This is a genomic window from Streptomyces sp. NBC_00539 (assembly GCF_036346105.1).
Lineage (GTDB): Bacteria > Actinomycetota > Actinomycetes > Streptomycetales > Streptomycetaceae > Streptomyces.
The window spans coordinates 6,674,789-6,692,525 of record NZ_CP107811.1; the positions used below are offsets into that span (position 1 = coordinate 6,674,789).

At 72.0% G+C, this 17,737-nt stretch carries 16 protein-coding genes and 2 pseudogenes; 10 read left to right on the forward strand and 8 right to left on the reverse strand.

The annotated features are described in order from the left end of the window. The first annotated feature begins 125 nt into the window (after window positions 1–125). Both OG861_RS30315 and OG861_RS30320 read left to right on the forward strand, forming a co-directional pair. Window positions 126–1,427: an NAD(P)/FAD-dependent oxidoreductase gene (locus OG861_RS30315; RefSeq protein WP_329192062.1), complete on the forward strand. Its 1,302-nt coding sequence runs from the start codon at window positions 126–128 to the stop codon at window positions 1,425–1,427. A gap of 26 nt (window positions 1,428–1,453) precedes the next feature. Further along, on the forward strand, window positions 1,454–1,804 hold the full coding sequence (locus OG861_RS30320) for a VOC family protein (protein WP_329192060.1): 351 nt from the start codon (window positions 1,454–1,456) through the stop codon (window positions 1,802–1,804). 128 nt (window positions 1,805–1,932) lie between these two features. Here the strand turns inward: OG861_RS30320 and OG861_RS30325 are convergent. Continuing rightward, window positions 1,933–2,136 (reverse strand): annotated as a pseudogene (locus OG861_RS30325) (hypothetical protein); the annotation flags it as partial. A 941-nt stretch (window positions 2,137–3,077) separates the two neighbouring features. On the opposite strand from OG861_RS30325, the gene OG861_RS30330 reads away from it, so the two are divergent. After that, window positions 3,078–3,602, forward strand: a complete 525-nt coding sequence (locus OG861_RS30330) for a hypothetical protein (RefSeq protein ID WP_329192058.1) — start codon at window positions 3,078–3,080, stop codon at window positions 3,600–3,602. A gap of 33 nt (window positions 3,603–3,635) precedes the next feature. On the opposite strand, the gene OG861_RS30335 is transcribed toward OG861_RS30330, so the two are convergent. From OG861_RS30335 to OG861_RS30350, 4 genes are all read right to left on the reverse strand, one after another. Then, window positions 3,636–4,100 carry a hypothetical protein gene (locus tag OG861_RS30335; protein WP_329192056.1) on the reverse strand — a complete coding sequence of 155 codons (465 nt, stop codon included), beginning with the start codon at window positions 4,098–4,100 and terminating at the stop codon, window positions 3,636–3,638. Between the two features lie 184 nt (window positions 4,101–4,284). Further along, the gene (locus OG861_RS30340) at window positions 4,285–4,962 is read right to left on the reverse strand and encodes a helix-turn-helix domain-containing protein (protein ID WP_329192055.1); all 678 of its coding nucleotides are present in this window, start codon (window positions 4,960–4,962) and stop codon (window positions 4,285–4,287) included. A gap of 493 nt (window positions 4,963–5,455) precedes the next feature. Continuing rightward, complete coding sequence (locus OG861_RS30345) at window positions 5,456–6,124, reverse strand: response regulator transcription factor (RefSeq protein WP_330261916.1); 669 nt, start codon at window positions 6,122–6,124, stop codon at window positions 5,456–5,458. Continuing rightward, window positions 6,088–7,359 carry a sensor histidine kinase gene (locus tag OG861_RS30350; protein ID WP_329201946.1) on the reverse strand — a complete coding sequence of 424 codons (1,272 nt, stop codon included), beginning with the start codon at window positions 7,357–7,359 and terminating at the stop codon, window positions 6,088–6,090. The genes OG861_RS30345 and OG861_RS30350 overlap by 37 nt, the downstream gene beginning before the upstream one ends. A gap of 198 nt (window positions 7,360–7,557) precedes the next feature. Here OG861_RS30350 and OG861_RS30355 point away from each other — a divergent pair, with 198 nt between their 5' ends. Together OG861_RS30355 and OG861_RS30360 are read left to right on the forward strand one after the other, a co-directional pair. After that, on the forward strand, window positions 7,558–8,313 hold the full coding sequence (locus OG861_RS30355; protein ID WP_329192051.1) for an ABC transporter ATP-binding protein: 756 nt from the start codon (window positions 7,558–7,560) through the stop codon (window positions 8,311–8,313). Beyond that, the gene (locus tag OG861_RS30360) at window positions 8,307–10,763 is read left to right on the forward strand and encodes an FtsX-like permease family protein (RefSeq protein WP_329192049.1); all 2,457 of its coding nucleotides are present in this window, start codon (window positions 8,307–8,309) and stop codon (window positions 10,761–10,763) included. Before OG861_RS30355 ends, OG861_RS30360 begins: the two co-directional genes overlap by 7 nt. Window positions 10,764–10,870: 107 nt before the next feature. Here the strand turns inward: OG861_RS30360 and OG861_RS30365 are convergent, their stop codons facing one another. Then, window positions 10,871–11,194: a MerR family DNA-binding protein gene (locus tag OG861_RS30365; protein ID WP_329192047.1), complete on the reverse strand. Its 324-nt coding sequence runs from the start codon at window positions 11,192–11,194 to the stop codon at window positions 10,871–10,873. Window positions 11,195–11,300: 106 nt separating this feature from the next. On the opposite strand from OG861_RS30365, the gene OG861_RS30370 reads away from it, so the two are divergent. The 4 genes and pseudogenes from OG861_RS30370 to OG861_RS30385 all read left to right on the forward strand — a co-directional run. Next, window positions 11,301–12,128, forward strand: coding sequence for an oxidoreductase (locus OG861_RS30370; protein ID WP_329192045.1), 828 nt, complete (start codon window positions 11,301–11,303; stop codon window positions 12,126–12,128). 152 nt (window positions 12,129–12,280) lie between these two features. After that, window positions 12,281–13,807: an MFS transporter gene (locus tag OG861_RS30375; RefSeq protein ID WP_329192043.1), complete on the forward strand. Its 1,527-nt coding sequence runs from the start codon at window positions 12,281–12,283 to the stop codon at window positions 13,805–13,807. Next, the gene (locus OG861_RS30380) at window positions 13,758–14,360 is read left to right on the forward strand and encodes a TetR/AcrR family transcriptional regulator (RefSeq protein ID WP_329192041.1); all 603 of its coding nucleotides are present in this window, start codon (window positions 13,758–13,760) and stop codon (window positions 14,358–14,360) included. The genes OG861_RS30375 and OG861_RS30380 overlap by 50 nt, the downstream gene beginning before the upstream one ends. A gap of 3 nt (window positions 14,361–14,363) precedes the next feature. Next, window positions 14,364–14,513, forward strand: a pseudogene (locus tag OG861_RS30385) (DUF1330 domain-containing protein); the annotation flags it as partial. A gap of 30 nt (window positions 14,514–14,543) precedes the next feature. On the opposite strand, the gene OG861_RS30390 reads toward OG861_RS30385, so the two are convergent. Continuing rightward, complete coding sequence (locus tag OG861_RS30390; protein ID WP_329192039.1) at window positions 14,544–15,275, reverse strand: hypothetical protein; 732 nt, start codon at window positions 15,273–15,275, stop codon at window positions 14,544–14,546. Between the two features lie 279 nt (window positions 15,276–15,554). After that, entirely contained in the window at window positions 15,555–16,577 is a 1,023-nt protein-coding gene (locus tag OG861_RS30395) for a glutathione S-transferase family protein (RefSeq protein ID WP_329192037.1), read from the reverse strand. A 302-nt stretch (window positions 16,578–16,879) separates the two neighbouring features. On the opposite strand from OG861_RS30395, the gene OG861_RS30400 reads away from it, so the two are divergent. Next, window positions 16,880–17,686, forward strand: coding sequence for an alpha/beta fold hydrolase (locus OG861_RS30400; RefSeq protein WP_330261917.1), 807 nt, complete (start codon window positions 16,880–16,882; stop codon window positions 17,684–17,686). Window positions 17,687–17,737 lie beyond the last annotated feature (51 nt).

The following is a 17,737-nucleotide window of genomic DNA, read 5'->3' on the forward strand; positions in this document are numbered from 1 at the left end:
GCCACGCCTTCGCGTGCTGCATCCGCTCGCGCCGGAAACGGGGAAGGGCAGGTGGAGGTCAAAGCGTGGACGCTCGCTGCTGACGAGCGGCGCGGGCCGCACCGGCGGGTAGGAGAGGTGATCGTGTGTCCACAACTTTGGACGCGACGGACGTGCTTGTCGTCGGGGCCGGCCTGGCCGGGCTCGCGTGCGCCCGGGACCTGCTGGCGGCAGGTGTCGGCGTCCGGGTGGTGGAGGCCGGCGATGCGGTCGGCGGCAGAATGCGTTCCGACCGGGTCGCCGGCTTCGTGGTGGACCGCGGGTTCCAGGTGTTCAACACCTCCTACCCCCAGGTCCGTCGCCGGCTCGTCCTGAAGGATCTCCGGCTGCGGCCCTTCACCCCGGGCGCACTCGTCCACGGTCCCTCCGGCCGGCTCCGCTTCTGTGACCCCACCCGCCGCGCGCGCACGCTGCCCGGCCTGGTCGGGGGCGGCCTCGCCGGTCCCCGCGACCTGGTCGCCCTCGGCCTGCTGTCCGCCCGTGACGCACTCTTGCCCCCCGGCCGGATCAAACGGCTCGCGGACACCACCACCCGCACCGCACTCGCGGACGCCGGCATCTCCGAAGCGTTCGTAGAGGGGTTCTTCCGCCCCTTCCTGTCGGGCGTCTTCCTGGAGGACGAGCTGGTGACCTCCGCACGGATGTTCCACCTGGTCTGGCGGAGCATGATCCGCGGCACGCTGTGCCTGCCCACCGACGGCATCGGGGCGGTCCCGCAGGCCCTCGCGGCCGCCCTCCCCGGCAATACCGTACGGCTGGAGCACGCCGTGGCGGAGCTCACGGACGACGGCGCACTGACCACGGCGGGCCAGGAGATCCCGGCGCGCGCAGTCGTGGTGGCCACCGGCCCCGGGGGCGTGCGGGCGTTGCTGCCCGAGGTCGCCCTGCCCGCCTACCGGATCGTGACGACGTACTACCACGTCGCGCCCCGGTCTCCGCTGGGCGAGCCGACGCTGCTGGTGGACACCCGTCGGCGCTTCCTCAACACATGTGTCCTCAGCGACGTCGTCCCCGCCTACGCCCCGCCCGGCCACGCCCTGATCGCCACATCGGTCCTGGGCCGGGACGTGCCCGGGCGTGAGGGCCGGCTCCGCGCAGCGCTGGGCGAGGCGTACGGAACGGACACGGACGGCTGGGACCTGCTGACCGTCCGCACCATCGAGGACGCGCTGCCCGCGATGACGCCGCCGCAGCCGCTCACCCGGACCACGCGCACGGCGCCTGGCCGGTACGTGTGCGGCGACCACCGCGCCACCGGCTCGGTCCAGGGCGCGCTCGCCTCCGGCGCGCGCGCCGCCCGGGTGGTACTGCGCGACCTGGGGCGCCGGGGCGGGTCGGCGGGAGATCTTCCCCTCCCGGCGTGCCAGGATGCCGGGAGGGGACCGTGAGGACGTAGAGCGGACAGGGGCGAGCCATGATCAACGGTGTACACGTCATCCTCTACAGCCACGACGCCGAGGCGGACCGCGCCTTCATCCGTGACGTCCTCGGCTTCCCCGGTGTCGACGCGGGCGGCGGCTGGCTCATCTTCGAGACGCCCCCGTCCGAAGTGGCCGTGCACCCGACCGAGGGCCCACCTCGGCACGAGTTCTACCTGATGTGCGACGACCTCGAATCCCAGCTCGGTGAGTTCCGGGCCAAGGGCGTGGAGATCACCCGCCCCGTCAACGAACAGCGCTGGGGCAGACTGACCGCGGTCCGTCTTCCCAGTGGCGCCGAACTTGCGCTGTACGAACCGCTGCACCCCGTCGCCCGAGGCTTGTGATCCCGCAGCGCGCGGCTCACGGACACACGGGGCCGACCGATCGGCCCCGCAGGTACGCCAGCCGTCGCGGCGTCGGAATGTCCGAGCAGTGTGGTGCGGGTCTTGCCCGTCGCCGCGTCCCAGAGGCGGACCGTGCACTCGAAACTGCCGGTGGCGACGGTGCGTCCGTCCGGGCTGAGGGCCATGGACGTCACCCGGTCGGTGAACTCACCGGACCGGACTTCGACGGCTTCGGACAGATGGCCGAGGGATTGGCCAAGCTCCGCTTCTCGGCTCAGCGACTGATCGTCGGACTGGGCTTCACCGCCGTCGCAGTCACAGCCAGGTATCAGCTCCCCGTCACCTCTGTGCCCCGGTTGGTGCGATCGTGGCTGTCCCCGGCCACCTCACCCTCAGGTGGCAGCCGGCCCGACCCTTGGCGATTTCGAGCCGTCTCGCCTCAATGACGCCACCAGGCTTCACCGCGGGGTCCCGCCCCGCATCCCGGGTCGGCCGTACGCGTGAGCGCTGTACCTGGCGTGTCCCGCGGCGCGGCTTACCAGGCGCGCGACGCACCGCCGACCACGGGGCCCGGTGGAACCGGCTGCCCGCGCCGGTATGGGGGACGAGGCCGCAGCGGAGGGGGAGGCGTCCGGGTACGAGCCGGTGAGGAGGTCGAGGGCCACTCCGGTGATCCCGCGCTACTCCGCGTTCCCCCTGCGCTCCCGCGTCTGCTGGCCGGTGGGGTGTGGTCTGCGGCGCGGGCCGGGTCGCGATGTCTCCTTCGTCGCGGACCGCCACCGCTGGGCTCGGCGCCACGCCGACCAGCGGGACCACGGTGAACTCCGCGGGCATGCCCCGTCCGAGCGGGGCCAAGCCGACCGCGTCCGGCGCGCAGTCCGACCACGTCGGGTCGGTCAAACCGGTGTCGCGGGCGTGGATGCCGGTGCCGGTGCCGGTGCCGGTGCCGGTGCGGGTTCGGCGGTAGGCGGCGGCCGTTCTGGCCGTTCCCGGGTCGGTGCCGTTGCCCGGGATGCCGACGGTGAGGGTCCGTGCGCCGGTTGCTGCGATCCCGCGTATCCGGACGCGGTCGGCGTGGTCGAGCAGGGTTCGCGCCTCGTAGGGCAGCACCGTGCGCACCGGAGCGAGCCCGCGAGGGGCTGCGCCCTTGGAGCGCGAGGTCGGCGGGCGCGGCAAGCCTGCCCGCTGGGCGTTCCCGGAGCGTGCGTGAGCCCCCCGTAGCCCGCGCTGGAGCGGGTAGGGTCGGCTGCTCAGCCGATCACGGGGGGAACCCATGCTCAACCCATTGCTGCGCCGTGCCGCGGTCGCGGTCCTGGCCGCGGTCTGTGTGTCCTGCACGACGGTCCCGAAGGACGACAAGCCCGCCGGCGCTCCCGGCGCAGCCGTGGCCGGGGCCGGCACGGCCGCACCGCCCTCGGCGTCCTCGGAGGCTTCCGCGGGCCCCGCGTCGTCGGCGGGCCCCGCGCCGTCCGAGGGCCCCGGGACCCCGGGGCCCGAGAAGGTCCGCGACGCGTTCGCCGGGCTCCAGGCGACCCTGGGTGAAGCGTGCACCCCGGGCAACTGCGCCTACTTCCTGGGGCGGGTCCATGACGAACTCCACCGCATGGACCGCGCCATGAAGGCGGACCCGAAGGGCCCCGGCCACTTCCCCGAGCCGGTCGCGCTGATCGAAAAGCTCGACGCGACGCTCGGCGGCGACCGGTCCTTCGACAACCTCAAGAAGCACCAGACCGAGCTGATCGCCACCCGCGACGAGATCAACACCTGGATGCAGGGCCACCCCGACGACTACCGCTGACGCGGCACGCCCCGCCGCCGGCGGCGGGCCGGGTCAGATGTCGATCACCCGGTAGGCGATCGTGTACACGCCGCCGGAACCCTCCAGCGACCGGTACTGCACCTCGCCGTTCGCCTCGCTGCCGGTGACCAGGGTCGCACCCAGCTTGTCGTCCGAGCTGGTCGAGTCGTAGTCCCACAGCGTGAGCGTGCGTGCCTGCTGCTTGCCCAGGACGAGTGCCGCGTTGCCGTTCGCGTCGCTCAGCGACCGCAGGTAATTGGTACCCATGGTCTGGTACTTGGCGCTGCCGGGCCAGACCTTGACCTGGTTGCCGTTCGCGTCGGTGATCTTGATGTACGCCTCGTCGTGGTCGCCCTCGCTCTGCTGGTGGCAGGTCAGCTCCAGCAACTCGATCCGGACGTAATCGATCGGCTCGGCCTGAGCGGTCCCGGCGAAGCCGGCGAGGCTGCCGAGCGCGAGCAGGCCGGCGGCTGCGAAGCGTACGGTGTTGCGGCTCATGGTGTACCCCCGTGTGTCGTGTCACCTTTGCGGTGACCCCGGTGTGCCGGCCCCCCGGCACATCCCCACTGTGCGCCGTCAACCCGCCCCGGATCTACGCGCGTTCCGCTGAGTGGAACGCGTGAGCCGCGGTACGAAGGGGAGGCGCGCCGGCCACGGGGAGGCGCCGGCCGGGCCTGCGGTGTCAGCGCAGCAGGCCCGGCGGGAGAGCGGACGGGCGCTGCGGAGCGCGGGCGAGGCGCCTGGTGATGGCGGCGCCGGCCTGGGCCACGCCCTGCGCCAGGCGGTCCAACGGCTGCCCCGCCGGGGCGGATCCGGCCGGGCCGGGCGCGGGGACCAACGCGGCGAGCGCCGCCACCACCGAGCCGTCGGGGGCCCGCACGGGAAGCGCGGCGCAGCACACCCCTGCCCGGACCTCCTCCCGGTCGAGGACCGGGCCAGGCCGGGAGGGGCCGCGCAGGGCGCGCCCCGCGGCCGTGTCCAGCGGGAAACCGCTGCCGTTGCGCACCGGGAGCACCGGCTCCAGCGCCCCCGGCACCGAACTCACCGTCAGCGCGAGGTCCTCGTGCAGCACGGTGAGCACGACGCTCGCCCCCGTCGCCGCCCGCAGCCGGTGCAACGGGAGACGGGCGGCCTCCCGCAGCCCCGGGTGGGGCTGCCAGGCCTGCCCGATCCGGTACAGCCGGGCCCCCAACCGGTAGCGGGCGCCGTAACGTTCGACGGCGCCCAGGGAGATGAGCTGGTCGAGGAGGCGGTGGACGGAGGCTTTGGGTACCCCGCAGACGAGGGCCAGTTCGGTCACCCCCGCTCCGTCCTCCCGCCGGCGGAGGGCTTCCAGCAGGGCGAAGGCCCCTTCGAGCACGCCGCGCCCCCGGACCGGCCCCGAAGGGCCCACGGCGGAGCCGGCGCCGGACCCGGTTCCCGCTCCGGCGCCGGACCCGGAACCGCTCCCGGCAGCGGCCGCCCCCGCGGCCGTGCCCCCGGAGACCCTTGCGGTGCCGGCCACTGCCGGCTGGTGCGGTGCGTGCGAGCGCGCGGACGCGGACACGGTTCCCCCCGGAACTTCTCCACCCGGCCGTGGTCCCCCGATGGCACGACCCGGGCACCGCCCATGATGACGCGGACGGTGCCCGGGATGAAGCGTTTCGCGGCGTGCCGCCGCTCGCGGTGCCGGGACCAGGCGCGACGGGCCGGACGGAAACGGTGCCGGCAGCTCCTTGGAGGGAGGCGCGAGCAGCCCCGCCGCGCTTCACCCGGCTGCACGCCGGCTCCGCCGCCGAGGGGAACGCACTTGTGCCGCCGCGTACCTTGCCGCCTACGTCAGTCGGGCGTGGCGGCCCGGTGCTCTCGACGGGTCATGCCCGCAGGTACGTGAGGACGGCCAGGACCCTGCGGTGGGTCTTGTCCGTCGGAGGTAGGTCCAGCTTGGTGAGGATGTTGCCTATGTGCTTGCCGATCGCCGCTTCGGAGACCACCAGCTGCTTGGCGATCGCGCCGTTGGACCTGCCTTCGGCGATGAGTGCCAGCACCTCTCGTTCGCGCGGGGTGAGCTGTTCCAACGGGTCGCGGCGGCGGCGCAGCAACTGGCGCACCACTTCGGGGTCGACCACCGTCCCGCCGTCCGCCACCTCGTGCAGCGCTTCGACGAAGTCCTCGACCTGGCCGACCCGGTCCTTGAGCAGGTAGCCGACGCCTGATCCGTCGCCCGAGTCGAGGAGTTCGGCGGCGTACGCCCGATGCACGTACTGACTGAGGACCAGGACCGGGAGTGCGGGGCGCTGCTCGCGCAGCCGCACTGCCGCGTGCAGCCCCTCGTCCTGGAAGCCGGGCGGCATGCGTACATCCGTCACCACGATGTCGGGTGCCTGCTGTTCGACCGCTGCGACCAGTGCTTGCGCGTCCCCGACGGCCGACACCACCTCGTGGCCGCAGCGGCTGAGCAGGCCGATGAGCCCCTCCCGCAGCAGCACGCTGTCTTCGGCGAGAACTACGCGGAGCGGTCGGCCGCCATGGTCAACTCGCAAGGAAACTCCACACGCAACAGAGTAGGTCCACCCGGCGGACTGGTCAGGGCAAGTCTGCCATCCAGGACGGACACCCGGTCCGCGAGACCGGTGAGGCCGCTGCCTGCCGAGGCGTCTGCGCCGCCGCAGCCGTCATCGCGTACCTCAAGGAACAGGCGTCCGGCGCGATGACCTCCGCCCACCTGCGCGCAGTCGGCCCCGCTGTGCTTGGCGACGTTTGCCAGCGCCTCGCGGACCACGAAATACGCTGCGGACTCGACAGCCCGGGGTGGCCGGCCCGACAGTTCGAGGGCGACGTCGACGGGGACCACGCAGCGGTCGGCAGCGTCGGCGACCGCAGCGGGAAGGCCGTAGTCCGTGAGGACCTTGGGATGGATGCCGTGGATGAGCTCGCGCAGTTCGGCGAGCACCTTGCCCGCCTCCTCCTGGGCCCTGGTGAGCTGGTCGGCGAGCGGGCCGGGCGGGGCGTCGAGGCGGGCCAGCCCGAGGGCCATCGTCAGTGCCACGAGGCGCTGTTGGGCGCCGTCGTGCAGATCGCGCTCGATACGGCGCCGCTCGGCCTCGAAGGCTTCGACCAACCGGACGCGGGAGCGACCCAGTTCGACCACCTCGGCGTCGAGCTCGCCCTCGCGGGAGGCGATCAGCAGCCGGGCCAGCTCGGCGCGGGCGCCCGCCGTGACGCCGAGCACGTAAGCGCCCAGACCCGTCAGGAGCAGGCCCAGTACGGCGACGCCGAACGCGGTTGGCCAGGTGGTGACCGTCCACAGCTTGAGCACCTTCGCCTCGTGACCGTCGCCGACCGTGGCCATCAGCAGCGGGGTGGCAACCACGGACAGGGGGAAGAGCAGGGCGACCGTGAGGGCCAGGGCGTCGATCGGCCACAGCAGCCCGGCGAACAGCACGGCGTACCCGAGCTCCCGCCAGGTCCCCGGTTCGCGAATCCGGGTGGTCAGCCAGGCCCACAGTCCCGGTGTGGCGGGCACTTGGTGCCGGCCGGCCACCGGATCGCGGTGGACCAGGCGCAGTCTGCGCCGCTCCACCTCGGCCACCGGGATGCCGATGAGGCAGACCAGGACGAGCAGTGGCAGCCCCACCAAGACGATGGCGAGCGCACCACAGAGCGTGCCCAGCGTCACGATCACCAGCAGGGCGGCGACGCCGGTGATCGCGCCGGTCAGCAGATACGCGGCGGAGCGCCAAGGCCAGGCCGACAGCAGGAAGTTCGGCCGGGACATGGCCTGCCACACATTCCGAGGGTGCATGTGCATGACCGTAAGTGGCCCCACCGGTCCGGTGCCATCGGTCCAGGGTCCCTATCGGGGGTAGGCCTGGCACTACCCCAAGTCTCGTTCGGGCCGTACTGCGCTACCCGGGGCTTCCGCGGTTTCGTGGAGGAAGCAACGAGCCCGGGAGAAGGCACTGGTGGGGAACAGATGACCAAGGAAGCAATCCGAACCAATGACGCGATCCGATTGCACTCGGTAACGCGGCGGTACGGCACGGGCGGTGCGTCCGTCACCGCCCTGAACGAGGTAACGCTGGCCTTCCAGAGGGGGACCTTCACCGCCGTGATGGGCCCGTCGGGGTCCGGCAAGTCGACCCTGCTGCAGTGCGCCGCAGGCCTGGACCGGCCCACGTCGGGCTCGGTCACCTTGGGTGACACCGAGCTGACCAGGCTGAACGAGACCAAGCTGACCCTGCTGCGCCGTGAGCGCATCGGCTTCGTGTTCCAGGCGTTCAACCTGCTGCCCTCGCTGACCGCCGAGCAGAACGTGGCCCTGCCGCTGCGGCTGGCCGGCCGCCGTCCGAAGAAGCGCCAGGTGCGTGAGGTGCTCGAACAGGTCGGACTCGGCGACCGGGCGCGGCACCGGCCGACGGAGATGTCCGGTGGTCAGCAGCAACGGGTCGCTCTGGCCCGCGCCCTGATCACCCGCCCCGAAGTGCTGTTCGGCGACGAGCCGACCGGCGCGCTCGACTCGCAGACCAGCGGTGAGGTGCTGACCCTGCTGCGCGGCATGGTCGACCGGGACGGCCAGACGATCATCATGGTCACCCACGACCCCGTGGCCGCCTCCTACGCCGACCGCGTGGTCTTCCTCGTCGACGGCCGTGTCAACGACGAGTTGATCGGCGTCTCCGCCGAGGACATCGCGGCTCGCATGACCACGCTGGAGGCGGTGTCGTGCTGAGCACCACCCTGCACACCCTACGCACCCGCTGGGTGACCTTCGTGGCCAGTTTCGTTGCTCTTTCCCTGGGCGTGGCGCTGATCGCCGTCATGGGGCTGGCCCTGGCGTCCTCGCTGGACGCTCCCGACCGAGGGCCGGAGCGGTTCGCCGCCGCGCCGGTCGTCGTCAAGGGCCAGGACAGCCTCGAGGTTTCCACCTCGATCGGCGACCGCACCCACAAGCTCGCGCAGCCGCGAGCCGTGCCCGACGACGCCGTCGCGAAGCTGCGCGCCCTCGGGACCGTCGTCGAGGACCGGTCGTTCGCCGTGCGGGCCGAGGGTGGGCCCGCCGATCTGGTGGGCCACCCCTGGTCCACCGCGGCCTTCGCGCCGTACGGGCTCACCGCGGGACGCGGGCCCCGGGCCGCGGACGAGGTCGTCGTCAGCGGTGACTGGGCCCGTCCGGGCGCCCGGGTGCGGACCGACGGCGGCACGCTGCGCGTCGTCGGCACCGCGGCCGGGCTCGGCTTCGAGAACGCCGTGTTCTACACCGATACCCGCGCTGCCGAACTGTCGCCGCGCAGCCTCCAGCTCGTGGTCGACGCCGATGCGGCGGCCGTGCGCGAGGCGGTGCGCGGCAGCGAAGGCGTCCAGGTCCTCACCGGGGGCGCGCGCCGGTATGCCGATGCCGACCCCGACCGGGACAGCGAGGCCCTCACCGCGATGAACGCCATGTTCGGCACGGCCGGCGGCGTCACCGGGTTCGTGTCGGTGTTCGTGGTGTCCTCGACCTTCGCGTTCGCAGTGGCCCAGCGGCGCCGCGAGTTCGGGCTGCTGCGCACCGCCGGGGCGACCCCGGGCCAGATCCGGCGCATGGTCGTCTCCGAGGCGCTCGCGGTCGGTGCGCTCGCCTCGGCCGCCGGCTGTGTGCTCGGTTCCTACGGGGCTCCCGCGCTCGCCGCGTGGGCGGTCCACGAGAGTCTTGCGCCCCGCTGGTTCACCATCGGCGACTACACCTGGCCGTACCACATGGCGTTCTGGACGGGCCTGCTCGTGGCCTTGTGCGGCGTGCTGGCCGCATCCTGGCGGGCGGGGCGCACCGGCCCCGCCGAGTCACTGCGCGAGGCGTCGGTCGACACCCGGCCCATGACACGGGGCCGCTGGCTGTTCGGCGCGGCCCTGCTGATCACCGCCGCGGTGACGCTGGTACTGGCCCTGGTGACGCAACCGGGCGACCTGCTGCAGCGCAAGACCTACGTGAGCCGGCCGATGCTGCTGATCACAGCCGTCGCGCTGCTCGCGCCGGTGCTGGCAGGGCCACTGGCCCGGCTGATCGCCTGGGCCCCCGCCCAACTGCCGGGGGCGACCGGGATGCTGGTACGGGAGAACGCCGCTGCCGGGGTGCGCCGCACCGCAGCCGTCGCGGCGCCGGTGTTGGTCACGGTCGCGCTGGCGGGCTCACTGCTGGGCGCCACCGCGACCCTCAACGAGGCGAAGGCCGCTGAGGTGCGCGAGCGGACTGCCGCCGACTTCGTGGTCACTCCGGCGGGCAGAGCCGGCTTCGACGAGGCGACGCTGCGGCGGCTTCGGGCCGTGTCCGGTGCCGAGGTCTCGGCGAGCTCGTCGAGCGCCGTGTACACCCTGGAGGACGGTGTGTCGCTCATCAGGTCCGAGGCCAGAGCCGTCGAGCCGGAACCGCTCGCGGCAACGGCTCGTCTCCCGCTCGCCGCGGGGAAGGCGGGCGATCTGGACGACGACTCGATCATCGTCAACGAGGAGTGGGAGAAGCACACCGTGGGAGAGCGGGTGGACGTGTGGCTCGGCGACGGCACGAGGAAGTCCCTGAAGATCGCTGCGGTCATGACCATCGGCACCGGCAACAACGGCGTCTACGTCACCCCGCGCAACGCCGCCGAGGCGGTCGTCGACCGGGTCGATGTACGCCTCGCGGACGGCGCCGGTACGGCCACCGTCGCCGCCGGTCTGCGTCAGGCGGTACGTGCCTCGGGCGGGGAAGTGCTCACCAGGGACGCCTGGGTGCGGGCGACGTACCCCGAGACCAACCGGACGACCCGGATGGGCTTCTTCCTGGTCCTCGGGATCGCGCTCTTCTACGCCGGCATCTCGCTGGCCAACACGATGGTCATGGCGACCTCCGACCGGGTCCGCGAGCTGGCCGTGCTGCGGCTGGCCGGCGCCACCCGGTGGCAGGTGCTGTGGCTGGTGGGCGCCGAGGCGCTGATGGTGGTCATCGTCGGCGGTTTGCTGGGAGCGCTGGTCGCCGGGCTCAACTTGATGGGCATGTGGAGCGCCCTGGGCCTGCTCTCGGTGCGGACGCCCATCGAGATCCCGTGGGCGACGCTCGCGGCGGCCCTGGGCGCCTGCGCGGTCCTAGCCGTGATCTCGGCGGTCGCTCCGGCCGGCCTCTTCCTGCGTCACAAGGCGGTGCAGCTGGCCGGAGTGCGCGAGTGACGTCTGCTCCGGCGCCGGCTCGCCCGGATGCACACCTCGTGGATCACAGGCCCAGGGATCCTTCCCGTTGGCGGGAGGGAGCATCGGACCCCGTCCCGACCGGATGATCACGTGACCTCTGACGGATGGCGCTCCTGGTGAGGGCCGGCCTGCGCGGCGCTCGGGTGGGACGGGTTCCAGAGACGGTCGGCTTCGCCACGGACGAGGTGGTCCTCGTAGATCCGCACTTTGTACCGCATCACGTCCAACGCTTCCTGCAACTCCTGGATCTGCGCCTCCACGTGGTTGACGTGCCGGCGCAGCAACTCCAGCCGATCGCGTTCGGTGCCCGGTCCCTGGCGGGCCAGTTCGACGTACTGACGGATCGTCGCCAGCGGCATACCGGAAGAGCGCAGCTTCGTGCAGATCCCCAGCCACTCCACGTCTTTCACCGATGCTCAGGTCCATGAGCGACTCCCCTCGTGCAGTTGATCTAGACCCGACTCTAGGTTCTAACGTCGAGCTGTTGCCCAACCGGGTGATCAGGAAAGGGAGAACATGAGCGTGTGGTTTGTCACCGGTGCATCGCGCGGGCTCGGCGCGGAGATCACCCGCGAGGCGCTGGACCGAGGGCACAGCGTCATCGCCACGGCGAGGGATGTGTCGTCGGTTCTCGATGCGTACCCGAACAAGCCGGCCGGACTGTTGGCCTTGAGCGCGGACGTGACCGACGAGAGCCGGCTGACCGCTGCGGTGCGAGCCGGCCTGGCGGAGTTCGGTCGGATCGACATCGTGGTGAACAACGCCGGTTACGGCCTCGTGGGCGCCGTCGAGGAGGTCTCCGATCAGGCAGCCCGGGCTCTCTTCGACGTCAACGTGTTCGGTGTGCTGAACACGCTGCGCGCCACCCTGCCGACGCTTCGCGCCCAGCGATCCGGACATGTCCTGAACATCGGCTCTGTGGGCGGCTTCGCCACCGCTCCGGGCGTGGGTCTCTACGGCGCGTCGAAATTCGCCCTCGAGGGCATCTCCGAGGCGCTTCACGGCGAGCTCGCACCGCTCGGCGTCCGCGTCACGATCGTGGAGCCGGGCGGCTTTCGTACCGACTTCCTCAACAGCGCGAGCCTGCAGGTCGAACCGGCCTCGATCGCCGACTACGTCACCGGCGCGGGACCGGTGCGCGAGGCCTTGGCCCGGAACGACGGCCGCCAGCCGGGAGATCCGGCGAAGGCAGCGAAGGCCATCGTGGACGTCACCGAGGCCGCGGAGCCGCCGCTGCGCCTGCAGTTGGGCGCGGATGCGGTCGACCGCGTCGAGGCGAAGCTGGACCTCGTGCGACGTGAACTCGACGGATGGCGCCCCGTAGCGCTGTCCACCGGCATCTGAGCCATCGCAGCCGGCGAACCGCATTGCGAGGTGAACGACGTTCACCTACCGTGGTGAACGTCATTCACCTTCAAGGGGGTTTCGCGGTGTCCACTGATTCGCCGTCCCCATCCCCGTCCGCGTCCCCATCCCCGACCGCCGCTCGCCGCGTCATGGCCGTTCTGGCAGCAGGGGGCATCGTCACCACGCTGGTGCAGACCGCCGTCGTGCCGCTGCTGCCGCAGTTGCCCCGCCTGACCGGCGCGGCGCCGGTCGATGTCGGGTGGGTGGTCACGCTCACGTTGCTGACCGGGGCGGTCGCGACGCCGTTGCTGGGCCGGGCCGGGGACATGTACGGCAAGCGGCGGATGTTGTTGGTCGCGCTCGGTGCCCTCGCCGTCGGGTCGCTGGTGTGCTCGTTCGCCTCCACCCTCCCTTGGCTTTTGGCCGGCCGTGGGCTGCAGGGGGTGGGGGCCGCGGTGGTGCCGCTGTCGATCAGCTTCCTGCGGGCCGTGCTGCCGCCGCATCGGACGGGTTCGTCGGTTGCGCTGATGAGTTCGACGGTGGGGATCGGTGCTGCTCTCGGTCTGCCACTGGCCGCGCTGCTGGTGCAGTTCGCGGACTGGCATGCGATGTTCTGGGCGATGACCGTGCTCTCGGCGGCGGTGCTCGTGCCGGCGTGGTGGGTGCTGCGGGAGGAGCCGGTTCGGTCGCCGGGGCGGTTCGACCTGGTCGGGGCGTGCGGGCTGAGTGCGGGGCTGGTGCTTGTGCTGCTGGCGTTGTCCAAGGCGGGTGAGTGGGGGTGGGGCAGTCGGCGGGTTCTGGGTCTGTCGGGGGCGGCGCTGCTGATCCTGGCGGGGTGGACCGTCCAGCAGCGCCGGGTGGCGCGGCCGCTGGTGGACGTGCGGCTCGCGATGCGTCCGGCGGTTCTGCTGCCGCATGTGGCCGCGTTGTTGGCCGGGTTCGCGTTCTACGCCAACTCCCTCGTCACCGCGCAGCTGATCCAGACCCCTCGGGTCACCGGGTACGGTCTGGGTCTCTCGGTGGTGGCGGCGGGTGCGTGCCTGCTGCCCAGCGGTGTGATCATGGTGCTGTGCGCTTCCTTGTCCGCCCGACTGTCCGCCGCCCGTGGGGCCAAGGCCACGCTGACCCTGGGCACGGTGGTCATCGCGGCCGGGTATGGGCTGCGCTTCGCCGACAGTCGGCAGCTGTGGACGGTCATCGCCGGTGCGGCCGTGGTATCGGTCGGCACGGCGCTCGCCTACTCCGCGCTGCCCATGCTGATCATGCGGGCGGTGCCGCTGGAGCAGACCGCCGCGGCGAACGGCCTCAACGTCCTCATGCGCACCATCGGCCAGGCCCTGTGCAGCGCGGTGGTCGCCACCGTGCTGGCGCAGCACACCCGCGTGTTCGCCGGCGCGCCGGGCGTGGCCGTGGCGGCGCCTACCCTGGGCGGGTACCGCGTGGCCTTCGCCGTGGCGGGGGCGGTCGCGTTGCTGGCCTGTGCGGCCGCCCGCCTCATCCCGCGCCAGCCGCGACCCGCGCCGTCCCCCCTCCAGGAGGCTGAACACGATGCCCGGCCCGAGCTCCGCCTCCCGCCGCAGCGGCCGCCCGCGAACGACGTCCAAGAACCCGCCGGCACCGGTGCCGGTGCCGCCGACGCCCGGCCCGGCACCGGACCGGGCGCCACGACCGCGTGACGCCGACGCGCGGCGGGCGGAGATCCTCGCCGCCGCCCGGCGTGCGTTCGCGCGCCATGCCTACGCCGACACGACCATCGCCGCCATCGCCGATGACGCGGGCGTCAGCCCGGCGCTCGTGATGAAGTACTACGGCTCCAAGGAGCAGCTGTTCAACGAGGTCTTCACCTTTGACGCCGACGCCACCGCCCTGTTCGACGCCCCCTTGGACGGCCTCGCCCGGCACATGGTCCTGCACCTGCTCGCCACCCAGCGCGGCCAGACCCGCGACCCGATCCTGCGCATCGCCTTCTCACGTCACCACCTGGAACTCGGCGGACAGGCCCGGGCCAACTTCCGCACGCAGGTCATCGACGCCCTCGCCGCCCGACTCCCCGGGCCGGACGCCGCGCTGCGAGCGGAACTGGCCATCGGCGTGCTGCTCGGCCTCGGGGCCCTGTACGCGACCGTCCAGGCCGACCGGTTGACGAGCCTTGCCCCCGACGAAGTGGCCGATCTGTACGTCCCACTCCTGCAACCCCTGCTCGACGGCGAGGCTCCGGCGCGTCGCTGAGCAGTACTGGTCGAGGTCGACAGCTTCGAACAGGCCGTCGCAGCTCACGCGAGTGAGGCCTACCACCAGGCGCTGCTCGTCCTGTCCGACGGCGTCGAGCGCGACTTCCGCATCGTCGAAGGCGTTGAGGGCGTCGCGGTCTGCCGGCGATGACAACAGACCGCGGTGCGCCCTCGGGCAGTCTCAGTCATCAGCTCCGGCTGCGAGCACGGCTGCTGCGCTGACCTGCCGGTGGCCCTCCTCGCCCCGGAACCAGATCCATGCCTGACGTTCGCGCGGGAACTCCCTGCTCACGCCGGCGAACTCCATGACGGCGACGGCATCGGACATCCGCCAGCTCAGCATGGGGCCTGACGCTTCGGCGACCTCGCCGAGGCCGTCCAGTTGCCGGGCGACAGCGGGGCCGCGGCCGCCGATCGGCCACGGATCCCAGGCAGAGACCTCGTCCATGAGGGCGTGGGACTCGATTCGGTGGATCATGGATGCCTCCGTCTCCTGGAAGACTCCGTCGCCGGCGGTAGTCTCGGCTCCCACGCGCCCGTCGGTGTGGACGAGGTAGCGGACCGGGTGGGCGGCACGCGGTCCGTCCCAGTCGAAGAACCAGCCCCTAACGGGATCGGGCCACACGTGTGCGCCCAGCTCGTGGCTCCACTCAAGGCTGTACTCCGAGCGCCCGCCGTTCGCGTCCGCGAGACTTCGGCGCACGGTGTAGCGCAGTCCTCCGTACCTCTGGGCGAAGCCCTCGCGCCGGATCACCAGGTCCATCGGGGCGGGGATCAGTCGACCCTTGCGGTCGCGGACCCGCAGCAGTTCCGTGGGCAGCCGGGGCTCCGTCGGCTCCTGCCGGGATCCGGTGCGGTGGAGTAGGCATCGGGCGCGCGGCGAGAGGCCCGAGGGGTCTTCCAGGATGTGCATGTACTTCTTTTTTCGACGTGAAGACTGCGACTGCATCGGCATACGCACCGTACTTGGCTCACCCCGGCCGCGTGAAGCCGGCTTCGTCCGCCCGGCCGTGGCGAACAGCGCGGTCCGGTAGCGCAGCACGTCAAGGGCGGTGACGACGGACCGCCCGGCCGGCGGGTCGGGTCGACCCCGAGCTGACCGGGCCGTCCGTCGCCCCACGTGACCGAGAGGCCCGCGGCAGTGTCACCGAGACCGGGCCGAGCCGGGCTCACGCCCGCGGCCGGGCCGTTCTCAGGAGTGCGAAGCGACCTGCGCCGGCGCAAGCCGGGACGGGACGGTCTCCGCGGCGGAGGGCGGCCCGGGCGGGGTGCCGTCGCCGAAGGGACGCCCGCCCAGGGCGGCGCGGCCGTGCGGTGCGAGCCAGCCCGACGGGTCGGGGCCGAGGGGAACGAGCCCGGACGGGTTGATGTGGCTGTGGACGAGGTAGAAGTGCTGCTTGATGTGGTCGAAGTGGACCGTGTCCCCGAAGCCGGGCGTCTGGAACAGGTCCCTCATGTACGCCCAGAGCACCGGCATCTCCGAAAGCTTCTGCCGGTTGCACTTGAAGTGGCCGTGATAGACGGCGTCGAAGCGGACAAGTGTGGTGAACAGCCGTATGTCCGCTTCGGTGATGGTGTCGCCGACGAGGTAGCGGGAGCGCTCCAGCCGCTCGGAAAGCAGGTCGAGGCGGGTGAAGAGACGCCCGTACGCCTCGTCGTACGCCTCCTGGGAGCCGGCGAAACCGGTGCGGTAGACGCCGTTGTTGACGTCGGTGTAGACCTCCTCGTTCACCGCGTCGATCTCCGCTCGCAGATGGGGCGGGTAGAGCGCGGGCGCCCCGGCCCGGTGGTGGGCGGTCCACTCCAAAGACATGTCGAGGGTCATCTGCGCGTAGTCGTTGGTCACCACCTCGCCGGTCGGCACGTCCACGATCGCGGGCACGGTGATGCCCTTGTCGTAGCCGGGGTCGCGGGCGAAGTAGGCCTCCTGGAGGCGCTCGATGCCGAGGACCGGGTCCCGGCCGCCGGGGTCGAGGTCGAAGGTCCAGCTACGGACGTCGTGCGTGGGACCGGCGACGGCCATGGGCAGGGCCTCCTCCAGTCCGAGGAGCCGTCGTACGATCACCGCGCGGTGGGCCCAGGGGCAGGCCAGGCTCACCACGAGACGGTAGCGGCCGGGCTCCACCGGGAACCCGTCGCGCCCGTCGGCGGTGATCCGTGTGGTGATGTAACGGCTGTCGCGGGAGTACCCCTTGCCGGGGTTCACAGAGCTCATCCCGGAGCCCTACCCAGGAACCGCCGACCCGAGCAGCCGCTCCAGCCCGGCTCTGCCGCCCCTCGTCCCGGCCTCCACTTTCCGGACCGGGGCACCGGTCGGTTGCGGTGAACCGGACTACACCCCTCCGCCCCCGACACGGAACCGGACGGCCCGGGCGGCCGGCCGTACACGGGTAGGCGCCCGCGGTCAGGCCGCCACGCTCGCGTTGCCGGCCCTTCACTCGGAGGGGGAGACTGAACCCGGAGGTGGCGACCGAAGAGGAACCGAAGAGGAACAGCGGCACGAGGGAGGCCTGGGTCATGGGCGCATACGTCCCGCTACCGGGCGTGCAGACGTGGTACGAGGTGGAAGGCGACGGCGAACCCCTGCTCCTGCTCCACGGCGGCCTGTGCACGAACGAGACCTGGGGCGGCCAGCGGGCCGATCTGGCGGCGCGGTACCGCGTGTTCCTGCCGGAGCGTCGTGGACACGGGCACACGCCCGACGTCGAGGGGCCGCTTTCGTATCAGGACATGGCCGACGACACCGTCTCCTTCCTCGAAAAGACCGTCGGCGGCTCCGCCCATCTCGTGGGGTGGAGCGACGGCGGAATCGTCGCCCTGCTCGTCGCCATCGCCCGTCCCGACCTGGTCCGGAAGGTCGTGGCCATAGGAGCCAACTTCCTCCCCGGCCCGCAGAGCATCGCGGAACCGAGCTCGCTGGACCACATGTCGGCCGACGCTCCCGACATGGCGCTGTTCCGCGAGCTGTACGAGGCCACCTCGCCGGACGGAGCCGCCCATTGGCCGGTCGTGGTGGGCAAGGTGATCGAGATGATCCGCACCCAGCCCGACATCCCCACCGAGGACCTCGCTCGTATCAGCGCGCCCACCCTGGTCGTCGTCGGCGACGACGACCTGGTGACGCTCGAGCACACGATCGCCCTCTACCGCGCCGTCCCAGACTCCCAACTGGCCGTCGTCCCGGGAGCCTCGCACGCCGTTCCGGTGGAGAAGCCGGAAGCAGTCAACCGGCTCATCCTCGACTTCCTCACCATGGACCCGAGCCCGACCATCTTTCCCATCCGGCGCGCCACGGCGCCACCTGCGGGCAGTGCCCAGGCCTGACCTCTTGCACGCGCCCGCTGCCCGGCGTCTCACCGCCCGGCGTCTCGCTGC

Excerpts from the sequence above, each read along its gene's own strand:
- OG861_RS30400 (WP_330261917.1), top strand. The coding sequence starts at position 16,880 with ATGGGCGCATACGTCCCGCTACCGGGCGTGCAGACGTGGTACGAGGTG.
- OG861_RS30395 (WP_329192037.1), bottom strand. The coding sequence starts at position 16,577 with ATGAGCTCTGTGAACCCCGGCAAGGGGTACTCCCGCGACAGCCGTTAC.
- OG861_RS30350 (WP_329201946.1), bottom strand. The coding sequence starts at position 7,359 with ATGTCCCGGCCGAACTTCCTGCTGTCGGCCTGGCCTTGGCGCTCCGCC.
- OG861_RS30355 (WP_329192051.1), top strand. The coding sequence starts at position 7,558 with ATGACCAAGGAAGCAATCCGAACCAATGACGCGATCCGATTGCACTCG.
- OG861_RS30335 (WP_329192056.1), bottom strand. The coding sequence starts at position 4,100 with ATGAGCCGCAACACCGTACGCTTCGCAGCCGCCGGCCTGCTCGCGCTC.
- OG861_RS30375 (WP_329192043.1), top strand. The coding sequence starts at position 12,281 with ATGGCCGTTCTGGCAGCAGGGGGCATCGTCACCACGCTGGTGCAGACC.
- OG861_RS30370 (WP_329192045.1), top strand. The coding sequence starts at position 11,301 with ATGAGCGTGTGGTTTGTCACCGGTGCATCGCGCGGGCTCGGCGCGGAG.
- OG861_RS30330 (WP_329192058.1), top strand. The coding sequence starts at position 3,078 with ATGCTCAACCCATTGCTGCGCCGTGCCGCGGTCGCGGTCCTGGCCGCG.
- OG861_RS30320 (WP_329192060.1), top strand. The coding sequence starts at position 1,454 with ATGATCAACGGTGTACACGTCATCCTCTACAGCCACGACGCCGAGGCG.
- OG861_RS30390 (WP_329192039.1), bottom strand. The coding sequence starts at position 15,275 with ATGCACATCCTGGAAGACCCCTCGGGCCTCTCGCCGCGCGCCCGATGC.